16 protein-coding genes are annotated in these 14019 nt (G+C 63.4%); 13 read left to right on the plus strand and 3 right to left on the minus strand.

Annotated elements, in window-relative coordinates; translation table 11 throughout:
• Nucleotides 1–214: 214 nt before the first annotated feature.
• From K226_RS0114445 to K226_RS0114485, 8 genes are all read left to right on the plus strand, one after another.
• Complete coding sequence (locus tag K226_RS0114445) at nucleotides 215–976, plus strand: DUF2285 domain-containing protein (protein ID WP_024815501.1); 762 nt, start codon at nucleotides 215–217, stop codon at nucleotides 974–976.
• Nucleotides 977–1059: 83 nt separating this feature from the next.
• On the plus strand, nucleotides 1060–1341 hold the full coding sequence (locus K226_RS0114450; protein WP_024815502.1) for an AlpA family transcriptional regulator: 282 nt from the start codon (nucleotides 1060–1062) through the stop codon (nucleotides 1339–1341).
• Between the two features lie 26 nt (nucleotides 1342–1367).
• A complete protein-coding gene (locus K226_RS0114455) occupies nucleotides 1368–2225 on the plus strand; it encodes a replication initiator protein A (protein ID WP_024815503.1) in 858 nt (285 codons plus the stop codon).
• 253 nt (nucleotides 2226–2478) lie between these two features.
• Nucleotides 2479–3117 (plus strand): ParA family partition ATPase, encoded by a 639-nt coding sequence (gene parA, locus K226_RS0114465; protein ID WP_024815504.1) that lies wholly within the window; start codon nucleotides 2479–2481, stop codon nucleotides 3115–3117.
• Nucleotides 3114–3386 (plus strand): hypothetical protein, encoded by a 273-nt coding sequence (locus K226_RS0114470; protein ID WP_024815505.1) that lies wholly within the window; start codon nucleotides 3114–3116, stop codon nucleotides 3384–3386. The genes parA and K226_RS0114470 overlap by 4 nt, the downstream gene beginning before the upstream one ends.
• A complete protein-coding gene (locus K226_RS0114475) occupies nucleotides 3383–3928 on the plus strand; it encodes a DUF2840 domain-containing protein (protein WP_024815506.1) in 546 nt (181 codons plus the stop codon). Before K226_RS0114470 ends, K226_RS0114475 begins: the two co-directional genes overlap by 4 nt.
• Complete coding sequence (locus K226_RS0114480) at nucleotides 3925–4524, plus strand: S26 family signal peptidase (RefSeq protein ID WP_024815507.1); 600 nt, start codon at nucleotides 3925–3927, stop codon at nucleotides 4522–4524. Before K226_RS0114475 ends, K226_RS0114480 begins: the two co-directional genes overlap by 4 nt.
• A 446-nt stretch (nucleotides 4525–4970) precedes the next feature.
• Entirely contained in the window at nucleotides 4971–6956 is a 1986-nt protein-coding gene (locus K226_RS0114485) for a relaxase/mobilization nuclease and DUF3363 domain-containing protein (protein WP_024815508.1), read from the plus strand.
• A 67-nt stretch (nucleotides 6957–7023) separates the two neighbouring features.
• Here the strand turns inward: K226_RS0114485 and K226_RS0114490 are convergent, their stop codons facing one another.
• From K226_RS0114490 to K226_RS0114500, 3 genes are all read right to left on the minus strand, one after another.
• Complete coding sequence (locus K226_RS0114490) at nucleotides 7024–7374, minus strand: DUF4148 domain-containing protein (RefSeq protein WP_024815509.1); 351 nt, start codon at nucleotides 7372–7374, stop codon at nucleotides 7024–7026.
• A gap of 420 nt (nucleotides 7375–7794) precedes the next feature.
• Nucleotides 7795–9129: a heavy metal sensor histidine kinase gene (locus K226_RS0114495; RefSeq protein ID WP_035241113.1), complete on the minus strand. Its 1335-nt coding sequence runs from the start codon at nucleotides 9127–9129 to the stop codon at nucleotides 7795–7797.
• Entirely contained in the window at nucleotides 9126–9812 is a 687-nt protein-coding gene (locus tag K226_RS0114500; protein ID WP_024815511.1) for a heavy metal response regulator transcription factor, read from the minus strand. The genes K226_RS0114495 and K226_RS0114500 overlap by 4 nt, the downstream gene beginning before the upstream one ends.
• Before the next feature lie 157 nt (nucleotides 9813–9969).
• On the opposite strand from K226_RS0114500, the gene K226_RS0114505 reads away from it, so the two are divergent.
• The 5 genes from K226_RS0114505 to K226_RS0114525 all read left to right on the plus strand — a co-directional run bounded on the left by K226_RS0114505 (nucleotide 9970) and on the right by K226_RS0114525 (nucleotide 14008).
• Nucleotides 9970–10305 (plus strand): hypothetical protein, encoded by a 336-nt coding sequence (locus K226_RS0114505; RefSeq protein WP_024815512.1) that lies wholly within the window; start codon nucleotides 9970–9972, stop codon nucleotides 10303–10305.
• A 41-nt stretch (nucleotides 10306–10346) separates the two neighbouring features.
• A complete protein-coding gene (locus tag K226_RS0114510; protein WP_024815513.1) occupies nucleotides 10347–10745 on the plus strand; it encodes a hypothetical protein in 399 nt (132 codons plus the stop codon).
• A gap of 107 nt (nucleotides 10746–10852) precedes the next feature.
• Nucleotides 10853–12112, plus strand: a complete 1260-nt coding sequence (locus tag K226_RS0114515; protein WP_255346699.1) for a TolC family protein — start codon at nucleotides 10853–10855, stop codon at nucleotides 12110–12112.
• A gap of 16 nt (nucleotides 12113–12128) precedes the next feature.
• Nucleotides 12129–13652, plus strand: a complete 1524-nt coding sequence (locus K226_RS0114520) for an efflux RND transporter periplasmic adaptor subunit (protein WP_024815515.1) — start codon at nucleotides 12129–12131, stop codon at nucleotides 13650–13652.
• 14 nt (nucleotides 13653–13666) lie between these two features.
• Nucleotides 13667–14008: a P-II family nitrogen regulator gene (locus K226_RS0114525; protein ID WP_024815516.1), complete on the plus strand. Its 342-nt coding sequence runs from the start codon at nucleotides 13667–13669 to the stop codon at nucleotides 14006–14008.
• The last annotated feature ends 11 nt before the right edge of the window (nucleotides 14009–14019 follow it).

The raw sequence follows: 14019 nt of genomic DNA on the forward strand, positions 1-14019 counted from the left end.
TTCATGCGGGTTGCGGCACGGTGTTCTGTGCCGCGTGACGCTTTGGGATTGCGCGGTCGTCGTATTCGGACGAATTTCGCAATGCACCGGAGCCAATCGGTCTTGACACTCAATGTTACAGCTCGCCCCGATTCTGATGGCAATTGGTCGTCTGCGATAGCCCTGTGTTGAACGCCCGTGACGACGTTCCTGATCTTCGACAGGAGCTTGCGTCATGGTCGATCCTCATCATCTCGCGCACTGGTATCCCACCGCCGCTTACCTTTATGTCCTGGGTCTGGATGCCCTCGCACTGGCCTGGGAGTACCTGCGCAGGCATCCCGATTACCGGCTCGACTGGCTGCGCCGTGCGCGCCGCCCCGATGCCGCGCATCGCTGGGGCTTGCGCCTGCTGGAAGACCCGGCCCTGGATGCGCGGGACGCACAACCGGCCTGGCTGCCCGGCCATGCGGCCGTGGCGCAGCTTTACCCGGATGCAGACCCGCCGCCCGATGCCGTGGCTTTCGCGTTCTGGCACATCCCTGGCCACAAGCAACTGATCCACGACGGCAAGGGGCTGGCGCTGATCGCGCGCAGCCCAGGCCATTGCCTGCGCTTCGTGCTGGCCCCTGGCCTGGAAGACGGCATGGCCGTGGTCTATGCCCATCGCGACGGTGCTGCTGCGCCTGCGCGCAGCCATGCGCCCGATGCGGCTCTGGCCGATGCCAAGCCCAGACCAACGCCGGCCGCGCTGCTGGAACTGCACACCTTGCAGGCGCTCGACGCGACCCTCACGGGCGCGTCCTTGCGCGAGGTGGGCGAAGGGCTGTTCGGTGAGGATGCCGTGGCCGATTGGTATAGCGACGGCGGCCTGCGCTCCAAGGTGCGCCGCCTGGTGCATCGCGGCGAGGCGTTGATGCGTGGCGGCTACCGCCGCCTAGCACAACTGCCGCCGCTTGAGAAGGGTCGTTTTGCAGGGGACGCAAAACGACCCTGAGCAAGAGAGCTTCGTTTTCTGAGACTGCCTCCATCCGGTTGCGCTGTGTGGCCGGAGCTTTGACACCGATGGAGGTTTTCACCATGCGTCCTGCTCCCCTGCGGCCTGCCGCCGCACCCTCGACCGCTGCTGCGCAGCCCCAACGCTACCTGACCAACGACGAAGCCGCCGACTACCTCCGCTTGTCGCCGCGCACGCTGGAAAAACAGCGCGTGATCGGCGGCGGCCCGCGCTTTCGCAAGTTCGGCCGGCGCGTCATGTACGCCGTGGCAGACCTCGATGCCTGGGCCGCAGAACGCAGCTTCGAGAGCACGTCCGATCCCGAGTACGCCGAGCAGCACTCGGCGGACAGCCGTGCGCGCTGATCGCCGGCGCGCGGGTGGCCTTCGCCATGTCCAGCCCCTCGCTGCCAGCGCGGCAGCGACCATCGCAGGAGCGCGAACAGCTCGACCTGTTCCGCGCCTTGCCGGGCGACATGGCGCCGCGCGACAGCCAGGACTTGATGGCCTTTCCGTTCTTCTCGCTGGCGAAGTCGCGGCGCACAGCGCCGATCGACTTCAGGGCAGCGAACGTCACGATTCGCGTGGAGGGCACGCAAGAGCATGGCATCGCCACGATTTGGGATGCCGACATCCTGATCTGGGCCGCCAGCCAGATCGTAGAAGCGCGCGATGCGGGCTTGCGCCCGTCGCGGCTGATGCAGGCCACGCCTTACGAGATCCTGCGCTTCATCGGGCGCGGCACCTCGCTGCGCGACTATCAGCGCCTCAAGGCCGCGCTGGATCGGCTGCAATCGACCACAGTGGCAACGTCCATCCGCGAGACCACGGGAAGGCGCCTGCACCGTTTCTCGTGGATCAACGAGTGGAAGGAACTGGCCGATGCTCGCGGTACACCGCTGGGCCTCGAACTGATCCTGCCGGACTGGTTCTTTGCTGGCGTCATGGATGCCGCCTTGGTGCTGACCATCGACCCGGCGTATTTCCGGCTGACGGGGGGCATCGAGCGATGGCTGTACCGGCTGGTGAGGAAGCACGGGGGCAAGCAGCCGGGCGGCTGGCAATTCGATTTCCAGCACCTGTACCGCAAATCCGGCAGCGTGGCGCGGTACTACGACTTCGCTGCCGACCTGCGCGCGCTGGTGGCGCGGCAAGCCTTGCCGGGTTACCAGTTGGGCATCGAGCATGTCTCGGGCATTTCCTCGCCACTGCTGACGTTCCGGCCCGTGCTGCAGACGGCACGGGGATAACTGCGGCAAAGCCTGTGGACGGACTCGTGCTATCAGGCAACAGAGGTATCGTGCTATCAGGCAACAAATCCTCGTGCTATCAGGCAACAAAATCGGCTGCAAAGCCAATAACGGCGCCGGTTTCGGTCTCTCTTAACTTTCCTAACTTAGATTCTCTAACTTTTAGTAGGAAAGCGCCGCTGCGGTGGACAACCACCACGCGGCCACAAACGCAGCAGCAAACGCCCAGCTTTCCAGCTTGGAGGGCCGCGCCATGATCGTCGCTTTGCTCAACCAGAAAGGTGGCGTGGGCAAGACCACACTCGCCACCCACATCGCCGGAGAGCTGGCGATGCGCGGGCAATCGGTCATCCTGCTGGATGCCGATCCGCAAGGCTCCGCGCTGGACTGGACGCAGCGCCGAAGCCAGCAAGGCTTGCCAAGGTTGTTCAGCGCCGTGGGCCTGGCACGCGAAACCCTGCATCAGGAAGCCTCAGAATTCGCCAGACGGGCCGATCACGTCGTCATTGATGGGCCGCCCAGGATCGCCGCTTTGGCGCGCTCCGCGTTGCTGGCGGCCGAGCGCGTGCTTATCCCCGTACAGCCCAGTCCCTACGACCTCTGGGCTAGCGCCGAGATGGTGGCGCTGATTCGGGAGGCGCAGGTGTTCCGGCCGCAGCTAGCAGCAGCCTTCGTCATCAACCGGCGCGTCAGCACCACGGTGATCGGACGCGAAGCACGCGGTGCGCTGGCCGAGCAGCCGCTTCCTGCACTGCGCTCGGAAGTGCGCCAGCGCATCGTGTTCGCCGACAGCGTGGCCGCCGGCCGGGTCGCACGCGAGACGGCGCCGGACAGCGCCGCCGCGCGCGAGATCGCCGCGCTGGTGGATGAGCTGCTGCGGTGGCCGTCATGACAGCGAAGCCCGCATCCAACAGCAAACGCTCTGGCAAGCGCGTTGGCATCGGCGCGCGTCCGCCTGCGAATCCGCACGTCGAGGCGTGGATTCGCCAAGGCAGCGCCGAAGACCTCCAGAAAGGCGATCTCTACACCGCCCGCCTGACCCTGGACATCACGCCCGCCATGCGCTCGCGCATCAAGGTATCGGCTTTCACGCAGGGCGTGACGGTGGCCGACCTGTTGCGCGCACTGCTGGAGCGGGAATTCCCGGAGAACATGCCATGAACGCATCTGCTTTGCCTTTTGCTACCGCAGCCACGGCAGCACCGTCGCCGTCACTCATTGCGCTCACGGGCCGGCCTGCCTCAACGCCGCTGACGCGCGTTTCGCTGGCCTTCCTTGAGCACCGCTTCAAGCTCTATCTGCGCTTTGGCGAGCCGGCGCGCACTCTGCGGTACGACCGCTGGCGGAGCGTCGCCGTATTCGTGCCCGACGCCATGTTCTGCCGCATCCGCTGGCAGGCCAACGACTACGGCACGATTCGCTGGCAGCTCATGGTGATGCAGGCTTGCACGCCCTTGGATGCGGCGCAGCGCATTCCCGGTGTGCAGCCCGGCGCACGCCTGTTGCTGCACGCCGAGGGCGACAGCGCGGTGCGCGCCGTGCTGGAGCGCATCGACGCCATCGAGGCGCTGGGCATCGCGCCTGCTGCCGCATCACCCGCGTACTGGCGCACGCTGGGCAACCGGCTCGCGGCACGCTTGCCGCTGCCCGATTACAGCGCCGAGCGGCACGCTGCCTGGCTGGCCGGGAGGGCGCTGCCATGACGGCTCATTCCACCGCCGTACATTCCGCAGAAGCCGCGCCGCATCCTCGCTCGCGCCTGCGCGTTCGCATCGTGCTGGCTGCGCTGTCCGCCTGTGGCCTCGCCGCGCTGGCCTGGGCGTCCTTCGTGTCGCCGCTGCCGCGCCTGATCTACAACCCGTCCGACAGCGTGGCGGTCGGCTGGTATCGCGTCGATCCGCTCGACCATCACGCCGCCTCGCTGCCACGTCCGTTGTCCGTGGGCAGCATCGTCTTGGCCCGGCTGCCGCCCGATGCCGCCGCGCTTGCTGCACAGCGCGGCTACCTGCCGACGCGCGTTCCGCTGCTCAAGCGCGTGGGCGCGGTCGCGCCGCAACACGTTTGCATCGTCGATGCGCTAATCTGGATCGACGGCGTGCCGGTGGCCGCCGTTCTGGCTGCCGACCGGCTGGGCCGCACGCTGCCATCCTGGCCGCAGTGCCTGCGGCTTCGGCCTGGCGAGTTGTTCCTGCTCAGCGCGACCAACCCGGCGTCGTTCGACAGCCGGTATTTCGGGCCGGTCAGCGCATCCGCCGTGATCGGCATTGCACGTCCGGTCTGGCTGGAGTCCCGCCCATGATGGCTGCCGATTCGCTGCACGCAGGCGTGCATTGCATCGTGCCATCGGGCATGTCATTTCAGTGGCTTCTGCCGTGTCGCCGCGCGTGCAGTGCAAATGCGTTCGCATTGCACTTCGCGCTGCATCCGGCGCAGCCGTCCACCGTGCAGGCGTCTTGCCTTGAACGCGCCGGGCTGCGGCCCTGGCCGCGTTCACCGGCGGGCTGGCTGCAAGCAGCGCAGCGCCACCGGGCCGCCGCTGCCGGGAGCGAAAGCGGGAGGCAAAGGCGGAAGGCAAGACAAAAGGGGGCGGCACTTCGTCGCCCGCAAAGCCAGCCTGCACGTGGGGGTTGGACGGCACGGCGCGGCTTCGCCGCCGTGCCGCCTGGGGCGCGAGGCCCGCGCCGATACGGGCATGTCCGCGTGCTTTGCACTACCGGACACGCCCCAGCTATCCAAGGAACAGCCATGAGCAACCGCCGCGATGACGATTTCCGCATCCGCCCCAGTGCTCCGAAGAACCGGGGCCAGGGCTTTGTTTCCAAGGTGCTCAAGCAGGTCGGCAAGACCAGTGGCGGCAAGTCCTCAATGCGTCGCCCGGCATCGACCGGCGGCACTGGAAAGCACGTCGGCCAGCGTCCCGGCTCGCGCCTGGGGCGCGGCCATACTGCGGCGCGCTTCGCCGGGGCGAAGCTGACGCCAATGTCGCGGCGCGTGAACATCAAAACCTTGCTGGTCAACCAGCGTCAGGCCAGTCCCCGATCACTCACCAAGCACCTGCGCTACATCGAGCGCGATGGCGCGGGCCGCGATGGCGAGCGAGGCCAAGCCTACGGGCCGCAGGTCGATGAAGCTGATCTGGAGGCATTCAAGGAACGCTGCGCCGATGACCGGCACCATTTCCGGTTCATCGTGTCGCCCGAGGATGGCGCCGAACTGGATGATCTTCGGACGTACACGCGCCACCTGATGAACCGCATGGAAGCCGACCTGGGCACGCGGCTGGATTGGGTGGCTGTCGATCACTGGAACACCAACAACCCGCACACCCACCTGATCGTGCGCGGGCGCGACGACACTGGCAAAGACCTCATCATCGCGGGCGACTACATCGCCGATGGTTTCCGCCATCGTGCCGCCGAGTTGGCGACCGAATGGCTGGGGCCACGTACCGAGCTGGAGATCCAGCAGACCTTGCAGCGCGAGGTGGAGCAAGAGCGGTGGACGAGCCTGGATCGCACGCTGAAACGCGAGACTGGCGACGATGGCCGTGTGCGGGTCGGACGCTTCAACGAACCGAAGCTGCAACGTCAGCGCCTGCTGCTGATCGGCCGCCTGCAACGCTTGCAGCGCCTGGGCCTGGCCGACGAGGTACAGCCCGGCACCTGGGCCATCCATGCCGATGCCGAGAAAACCTTGCGCGCCCTGGGTGAGCGCGACGACATTATCCGAACGATGCAGCGGGCGATGAGCGGCCAGCCGCGAGAACTGGCGGTGTTTGAGCCGGGCGACGACGGCCGCACCATCATTGGCCGCGTGGCCGCCAAGGGGCTGGCCGACGAGCTGCGAGACCGGAGCTATCTGGTCATCGACGGCGTGGACGGCAAGGCGCACTATGTCGGGCTCAATGCCCGCGACGAACCCGGCAACTACCCGACCGGCGCGGTGGTGGAACTACGCGGTTCCGCCAAGGTGCGGACGGCGGATCACAACATCGCTGCGCTGGCAAGCGATGGCCTGTACCGCACCGACCATCATCTGGCGATTGCACAGGGCCAGACCCAAGCTGGGCGCGACCCGCAGGAGGTAGTCGCGGCCCATGTCCGAAGGCTGGAAGCCCTGCGCCGCGCCGGCATCGTGGAGCGCGTGGCCGAGGGGCTATGGAAGGTGCCCGACGATCTGCCCGAGCGTGGACGGCAGTACGACGCACAGCGCCTGGGCGGCGTGGCGGTGGAACTGAAGTCGCACCTGCCCATCGAGCGGCAGGCCCGCGTGATCGGCGCCACCTGGCTGGACCAGCAGTTGATCGGTGGGGGCAAGGGATTGGGCGATTTGGGATTTGGCAGCGAGGTCAAGGAGGCGCTACAGAAACGTGCCGACTTCCTGGCCGAACAAGGACTGGCCGAGAAGCGCGGCCAGCGTGTGATTCTGGTGCGCAATCTGCTGACGACGCTGCGTAATCGGGAAGTGGTGCAGGCCGCGCAGGACATAGCGGCTGATACCGGCCTGGAGCATCGCCCCGTGGCCGATGGCCACCGAGTGGCCGGCATCTATCGGCGCAACGTCATGCTCGCCAGTGGGCGCTACGCCATGCTCGATGACGGCATGGGATTCAGCCTGGTGCCGTGGAAGCCAGTGATCGAGCAGCGGCTGGGACAGCAGCTCGCCGCGACGGTGCGCGGCGGCGGGGTGTCATGGGAAATTGGACGGCGGCCTGGGCTGTCCCGAGGTTAGTCAGGCCAACGTCAACAATCCCACAGAATGGATTCCAAGCAATTTTCCGCACCCCAAACGTGGGCAATCAACCCGGGTAGTAGAGACGCAGACGCGCGTCGCGTTCGGCAGGTGACTCGTTCCGCAACTCGTTGACTACTTGCTCACGCGTCTTGCCTGGACCTGCCGCATCAGGTGTGCGGATAGGGTAGTTGCTTTCGCCGTAAGAAAGGAGGCCTTGCCGCATGGCAGCCTCGGCTTCTGTTTTGACTTGAGCACGGGTTTTATCGCTCTTGAAGTGTTCCGGGTGAACGATTACGCCCTTTTCGTTGTTGGCGGGATGCTCGTACGCTGCCGAAGCAATCCCTGGAAGGCTCAGGGTAACCACTGCGGCCGCGGCGGCAATCATGGAAGAAAGGGAGAGGCGTTTTTGGATCATGGTTGAAGCTCCTAGCGATAGTGAATAAAACTTGCATCTCTCATGCCTTGCTTGGGCGTTGAGGAGATGTGTTCATCGTAGGGAGCGCACCCCAACAGAATCTAGACAGTCCGATGACATTTTTATCATGGAGCGGCGCGAACTGGAGCGCGATTTGGTGGACCTGCGCGGGGGGGCCAATGCGGAGGATGTAGGACCGACCACACGAGTAGACAGAAGTCACCAGCGGATCGGCGCGAACCTGCCGAAAGTGCCTTCTGGTTTGTCATCGTTGCGATGCTGATATCTGGTGCCGTTTTGTTCTTCTGGTGGGAGGAGCAGCATCCGAGGCTCAACCCCGCCATCTAACGCTCTCGCCATATGACAGACTTCTTGACGTCCTGATCCATTGCATCACGAGATGCCACTCTATAACCGACATTACTGGGCGCGGATCTCCACTCCCACACTTGTCACCCCGCACTCTGACCATGCGACTGGCTTGCCATGGTGCATGCGGGCGATCGCACCGACGATGGCCAAGCCTAGGCCATGGTTGCTTTGCCCATGGCTGCGAGCGGGATCGGCGCGAAAGAATCGATCGAAAAAATGGGGAAGTATTTCCGGATCAATGGTGTCGCCGCAATTGGTGACGGTGATGAGCACGCGGTCCTCACCAATGGTCTTGAAACCAACCTGAACGATCGAACCCTCTCTCGCGTACTGCGTGGCGTTTCCCAGCAAGTTTGACAACGCACGACGCAGCAGTGGTGAGTCGAAGGCACCTTGCGCGTCACCAACCACTTCGGCCGTGAGTCTTGCCTCGGCCAGAGACGCCTCGTGGTAGTCCAACACATCTGCAGCTACAGACGCAAGGCTTGGTACTGGTGCGCGGCGTGCACCCACGCCTCGATCCGCCTGGGACAGAAACAACATGTCCTTGACGATGCCGGTCAGGCGATGCAGTTCCTCTAGATTAGATGCAATGACCTCCTGCATGTCAGCTTGGTGGAGGTGCCTGAGTGCCAGTTCATTGTTGGCAATCAGCGTGGCCAACGGCGTGCACAACTCGTGCGCCACATCTGCGTTGAAGCCCTCCATCTGCGAATATGCCTTCTCTATGCGTGCCAGAAGCGCATTGAACTGGTCGATCAGTGGCACGAGTTCAAGGGGTTGCTCCCCGCCATCGAGCCGCTGATGCAGGCTGCCCGCAGACAGTGCGCGTGTTTGACTGGCCAGCCTTCGCACCGGCGCCAGCCCGAGGTTGACCAGAGAAACCCCCCCAAGCGAAACCACGATCGCGCCTCCGATCGCAGCTACGAGCAAAGTGACTGCGAGCCGATGCAGCAATTGGTTGTCAGTTTGTATGTCCAGCGACAGTTGCACGCGCAATACCCTTGACGCCAAGCCATCGACTCGCTCTACCTCGAATTGCCGATGGCGCAGCACCGTATGCGCGTTCTGATTCCGAGTGTGTATGAAAAGCACGACTCCGTCGGACTGCAATACTTCGAGTGAAAGATCTCCGTGCCCTACCAGAAAGTCGTCGAGTTTGTGAGTAAGGTCCTCCGCATCTCGGTGCTCCTTGCCACCCGCCAGAAGATGCCGGATGACGTTCTCCTTTTGCGCCAGCGTTTCCTCTTGGCGGTCGCGAAAGTTGAACTCCGTCACTAGGTAGACGGCCAGACAGACCAACCCCAATCCGGCAAAACTCTGCAGCGCCAGCCACCAGGATAGCCGCTGACGCAACGAGCGATGTTGGTCCAATACCTTCATCCGTTGCGTTCTTCCATGATGTAGCCCATACCCCGGATAGTGTGAAGCAGCGCAGTGTTAAAGGGCTTATCTATTTTGCCTCGCAAGCGACGAATTGCGACCTCCACTACGTTGGTTTCGCTGTCGAAGTGCATGTCCCACACCTGCTCAGCAATCTCGGTGCGAGACAACACTTCGCTTTTCCTTCGCAGAAAGAGCGTGAGTAGCAGAAACTCCTTGGCAGTCAGATCCAGCCGCTGACCGCCGCGGGATGCCTTGCGCCGCACTAGGTCGAGTTCGAGATCGGAAAGGCGCAGTTGTGTAGGCTCTACCGCATCGTGCGCTCCATGGGTACGCCTGAGCAGCACCTGAATACGTGCGTTCAGTTCCGAAAACGCGAAGGGTTTTACCAGGTAATCGTCCGCACCTGTTTGTAGTCCCAGCACCCGGTCCTCAACGCTGATCCGGGCCGTCAGCATCAAGACGGGTGTCTGTCTGGATTTCCGAAAAGCGGAGAGGAGGCTGAAGCCATCGATCCCCGGGAGCATCGCGTCCAGCACCAGCAGGTCGTGCGCGCCTTCGAGCGCCATGTGCAAACCATCCACGCCGTTGTGGGCTACGTCCACCACGTAGCCAACCTCGCCGAGGCCCTTGCGAAGGTACTCGGCGAGTTTGACCTCGTCTTCAATGAGAAGAATTTTCATGGATCCATTTTCGAAGAATGAGGGGAACTCGTAGATTACGAATTTGTCATTTGGCTGTTGGCGCCTTGTCGCGATGAAACTTTTAAAGTTCGCCGCATGTCGTAAGGCATCGCCTACGCAAGTCGCCGATGGCTCACCTCAATCAAGGGCCAATACCATGATCATCCGCAAACCTCTCGTTTCCCTGATCGCCTTTGCCATCGCGGCTCCGGGCCTCGCATCCGCATCTTCCTTCTACCATCCCGCAAATGGCGAAGTGAGATTTACCACCTATACCGACCATTTCCAGAGTTCGATGTCTCGGGACGATGTGTTTCAGTCAGCAGCCGTCGCCCGCAAGGATGGCACGCTGGCAATCCTCCAGCGAGGCGGTGCTCTGCCCGTCGAGGCAACTGGCCCAGCCAAAACCCGTAACCAAGTCCAGCAAGAGTACTTGAGCATGTCCGCTGCCGAAAGGCAGCGCTTGCAGGAAATGTACGGCGCAGGCGGCTGAACATTGAAATGCAGTGATCGCCGACAGGTACACTTGCCCTGATGCGCCGCGCCTTCCTCATTTGCCTGATGGTGCTGCTGCCCTTCCAGTTTTCCTGGAGCGCGGTGGCAGCTACCTGCATGCATGAACCTTTGGAAGGCTCGTCTCATTGGGGCCACCACGAGGCGGAACACGTGGAAGTGGCACCCGCCGAGCCAGAGACCAATCACGCCTCCCTTGATGCAGAAAACCGCAGTGGCACAGTGAACGTGGATCACCACCATCTGCCGGGCGTCTACCCATTCCCCTCACTCTTCTTGCAGCCGTTCATCGTAGGCACGGCATCCGCATCCCCACCTGAGTTGAGCGTAGATTTCGCCACAGCAACCGCGCTAGGACTCGAACGCCCCCCTAAGGTTCTCGCCGAATTTCTTCGGCGGGAAGGACTTGGGCACGTTTAAACGCTTCTTGACCTAGCAAGGGGGCGAGCGCCGCCCGCCATCTCGCCGAATTCCTCCTGTTTCAGTGATCAGCGGAGAATTCGATGCGATACCTTTTGTTGCCGTTCATGGGCGCGGCCTTTCTTGTGCCCGTGGCATTTGCCCAGGGCACACCCCCTTTATCTGCACCTCCAGCAGCCCAAGCACCTGAGCGGTCGAGCTTGGGCGTAGGGCAACTCTCTTTGCGGAAGGCTGTAGAGCAGGCGCTGGCGCACCATCCCGAACTGGCCGTTGCCAATGCAGAAGTGGATGCGCTTGGCGGTGCGAGCCTGCAGGCCCGTGCGCGCCCCAATCCCGAACTGGCGTTCACGCAGGAGGGCACCAAAAGCCCATCGCGTACGACCACGGTGCAGATCAATCAGCCGATTGAACTGGGCGGGAAGCGGCAGGCGCGCATGACGGCGGTCGAGAGTGCCGCCGAGCTAGCCCGGGCAGACCTGTCTGCGCGCCGCCATGCCATTGCCGCAGCGGTGGTGACGGCATTCTTTGACGTGCTCATCATCCAGGAGCGCTTGCGTCTGTCCGAGACGGCGCTGGAGCTGTCCCAGAGGTCAAGCCTGGCGACATCGCAGCGCGTGAAGGCGGGCAAATTGTCTCCCGTCGAAGAAACCAAGGCCAACGTTTCCGAGGCCAATGTGCGCATCGAGCTGGCGCAAGTACGCTCGGAATCCAGTGCCGCCCGTGCGCGTCTTGCCAGCGCGATGGGCAGTCCCCTGGGGCCCCTTGTGCTGGAGGGGCGGCTCGACGATTTGCCTCCGATCCAGAACTATGAGGGGTTTCAGGCACAGCTTGATCGATCCCCCGCGCTGCAGCGCGCAGAAATGGAGGTTCGACGCCGCAAGGCACTTACCGCCGTGGAGAACGCGCGGCGCATCTCGGACATCACGGTCAGCCTGGGCGCCAAACGCGATCAGGAGCAAGGCCGTACCCAGGCGGTCATCGGGCTGTCGATCCCCCTGCCCTTGTTCGATCGCAACGAAGGCAACATCCTGGAAGCCCTCAAGCGCGAAGACAAAGCGCGCTTGGAACTCGCATCCACGCGCGTGCAGCTGGAAAGTGAGGCGATCCAGGCGCGAGAACGCCTGTCCAGTGCCCGCGCGGAAGCACAGTCGCTCGCGGCGGATGTTGTTCCAGGCGCCCAGTCTGCCTATGACGCGGCCACCAAGGGGTTCGAGCTGGGCAAGTTCAGTTTCTTGGAAGCCCTGGACGCCCAGCGCACATTGCTCCAGGCGCGCAGTCAGTACTTGAAAGCCCTTGCCGAGGCCCATCGCGCAAACGCTGAACTCAACCGAATTTTGGGAACTGACGCGCTGACCCGTGCGCGTTGAACTCTGGAGCACATTCATGAACACCAAACCCAAGAAGCAATGGCTGGCCATCGCGGCCGTCCTGATCGTTACCCTCGTTCTCGGGGTCTTCATCGTCAGCGGAAAGAAGAGTTCCAGTGGTGGTGACGAGCACGGCCACCAGGAAGCAGAAACTGGCGAGGCACACAAGGATGACGACAAGCACGCCGAAGCCGAAAAGCCCGCGAAGGGCCCCCACGGAGGAAAGCTCCTGAAATCCGGTGCCTACGCCGTAGAAGTCACCATCTTCGAGACTGGGGTCGAGCCTCAGTTTCGGCTGTACACCTACCTGGGCGGCAAACCCATCGATCCCGCCCAAAGCCAGATCCAGCTGAACTTGCTGCGGCTTGGGCAGTCCCCGCAGGCCTTCACGTTCCGCAAAGAGAAGGACTACCTGCTTGGAGACGCAGTGGTGGAAGAACCCCACTCGTTCGAGATCAAGGTTGCTGCCACCTATGCAGGAAAAACCCACGAGCTGGGCTACGGGCAGGTGGAGGCTCGGATTGCTATGTCGGACGATCAGCTCAAATCAGCAGGCGTGGAACTGGGAGTGGCAGGCCCAGCCAAGATCGGTACCACCCTGCGCCTCCTGGGCGAGGTCAAATACAACAGCGACCGGACCGTGCAGATCGTCCCGCGCCTGGCCGGGCTCGTTGAGCAGGTACTGGTCAGTGCGGGAGATACGGTGCTCAAAGGCCAGGTGATGGCCGTTCTCAGCAGCCAGGTGCTGGCAGACCAGCGCGCCGAGTTGCTGGCCGCACAGCAGCGCCTGTCCCTCGCACGGATTACCTACGAACGCGAGAAGAAGCTCTGGGAAGAAAAAATCACCGCTGAGCAGGACATGCTCAGCGCCCGGTCCGCGATGCAGGAAGCGGCAATTGCCGTGCAGAGCGCACAGAGCAAGTCAGCGTCCCTGGGCGGCGCAGCGGCAAGCGGTAGTCTCGCGCGGTACGAGTTGCGCTCACCCATTGACGGCGTCGTGACAGAGAAGCGCATCTCGCTGGGCGAAGCCGTCAAGGAGGACAGTGCTGTCTTCACGGTATCGGACTTGGCTTCTGTCTGGGTGGAGGCTCCGGTGTCTGTCCAGGACCTCGGAGGGGTGGCCGTGGGCCAGCCAACACACGTGCGGGCCAATGCATTCGAAGCCACGGCTACGAGCAGGGTGAACTACATCAGCGCCCTCGTCGGCGAGCAAACGCGCAGCGCGATGGTACGCACCACGCTGCCCAATCCCAAGGGGCTGTGGAGGCCCGGCCTGCCCGTCACGGTGGAAGTGCTGCTGGAAGAGAAGGAAGTGCCGGTTGCGGTTTCCGTGCAGGCGGTGCAGGACCTGCGCGACTGGAAGGTGGTGTTCGGCCGCTATGGCGAGAGCCTGGAGGCGCGGCCCCTGGAGCTGGGACGCAGCGACGGTCGCATGGTGGAAGTGAAAGGTGGCCTCAAGGCCGGAGACCGCTACGCAGCCACCAATAGTTTCGTTGTCAAAGCTGAGCTGGGCAAAGCCGGCGCCAGCCACGACCACTGATGAAGGAGATGCACATGAAACAGATCACCGCCATCATCCGGCCGCACCGCCTTGACGCCGTGGAAGCGGCACTGCACGCGCTACCCCATCTCCCGGGGTTCACAGTATTTTCGGCGCAGGGTCATGCGCGAGGCCACGGTCAAAACCACCGTTTCGACAACGATGAGTGGAATCCCGATAGCCACCAAGAGCTGGTGCTAATCGTCTTTTGCAAGGACGCAGACGCCCCAGGAATTGTGGACGCCATTGCCAATGCGGCACGTACGGGCCAGAGCGGCGACGGCGTGATTGGCGTGGTCGAACTCATCGATGTCGTGCGCACTCGCACGGGTGAACGCGCCGATGCCGCGCTCTAAGGGACACCACG

Origin of the sequence: Acidovorax sp. JHL-3 (assembly GCF_000526295.1) — a bacterium.
Classification (GTDB): Bacteria; Pseudomonadota; Gammaproteobacteria; order Burkholderiales; family Burkholderiaceae_C; genus Acidovorax; species Acidovorax defluvii.

Excerpts from the sequence above, each read along its gene's own strand:
- K226_RS0114525 (WP_024815516.1), top strand. The coding sequence starts at position 13,667 with ATGAAACAGATCACCGCCATCATCCGGCCGCACCGCCTTGACGCCGTG.
- parA (WP_024815504.1), top strand. The coding sequence starts at position 2,479 with ATGATCGTCGCTTTGCTCAACCAGAAAGGTGGCGTGGGCAAGACCACA.
- K226_RS0114480 (WP_024815507.1), top strand. The coding sequence starts at position 3,925 with ATGACGGCTCATTCCACCGCCGTACATTCCGCAGAAGCCGCGCCGCAT.
- K226_RS0114455 (WP_024815503.1), top strand. The coding sequence starts at position 1,368 with ATGTCCAGCCCCTCGCTGCCAGCGCGGCAGCGACCATCGCAGGAGCGC.
- K226_RS0114490 (WP_024815509.1), bottom strand. The coding sequence starts at position 7,374 with ATGATCCAAAAACGCCTCTCCCTTTCTTCCATGATTGCCGCCGCGGCC.
- K226_RS0114500 (WP_024815511.1), bottom strand. The coding sequence starts at position 9,812 with ATGAAAATTCTTCTCATTGAAGACGAGGTCAAACTCGCCGAGTACCTT.
- K226_RS0114470 (WP_024815505.1), top strand. The coding sequence starts at position 3,114 with ATGACAGCGAAGCCCGCATCCAACAGCAAACGCTCTGGCAAGCGCGTT.
- K226_RS0114450 (WP_024815502.1), top strand. The coding sequence starts at position 1,060 with ATGCGTCCTGCTCCCCTGCGGCCTGCCGCCGCACCCTCGACCGCTGCT.
- K226_RS0114520 (WP_024815515.1), top strand. The coding sequence starts at position 12,129 with ATGAACACCAAACCCAAGAAGCAATGGCTGGCCATCGCGGCCGTCCTG.
- K226_RS0114445 (WP_024815501.1), top strand. The coding sequence starts at position 215 with ATGGTCGATCCTCATCATCTCGCGCACTGGTATCCCACCGCCGCTTAC.
- K226_RS0114485 (WP_024815508.1), top strand. The coding sequence starts at position 4,971 with ATGAGCAACCGCCGCGATGACGATTTCCGCATCCGCCCCAGTGCTCCG.
- K226_RS0114505 (WP_024815512.1), top strand. The coding sequence starts at position 9,970 with ATGATCATCCGCAAACCTCTCGTTTCCCTGATCGCCTTTGCCATCGCG.
- K226_RS0114475 (WP_024815506.1), top strand. The coding sequence starts at position 3,383 with ATGAACGCATCTGCTTTGCCTTTTGCTACCGCAGCCACGGCAGCACCG.
- K226_RS0114495 (WP_035241113.1), bottom strand. The coding sequence starts at position 9,129 with ATGAAGGTATTGGACCAACATCGCTCGTTGCGTCAGCGGCTATCCTGG.
- K226_RS0114515 (WP_255346699.1), top strand. The coding sequence starts at position 10,853 with ATGGGCGCGGCCTTTCTTGTGCCCGTGGCATTTGCCCAGGGCACACCC.
- K226_RS0114510 (WP_024815513.1), top strand. The coding sequence starts at position 10,347 with ATGCGCCGCGCCTTCCTCATTTGCCTGATGGTGCTGCTGCCCTTCCAG.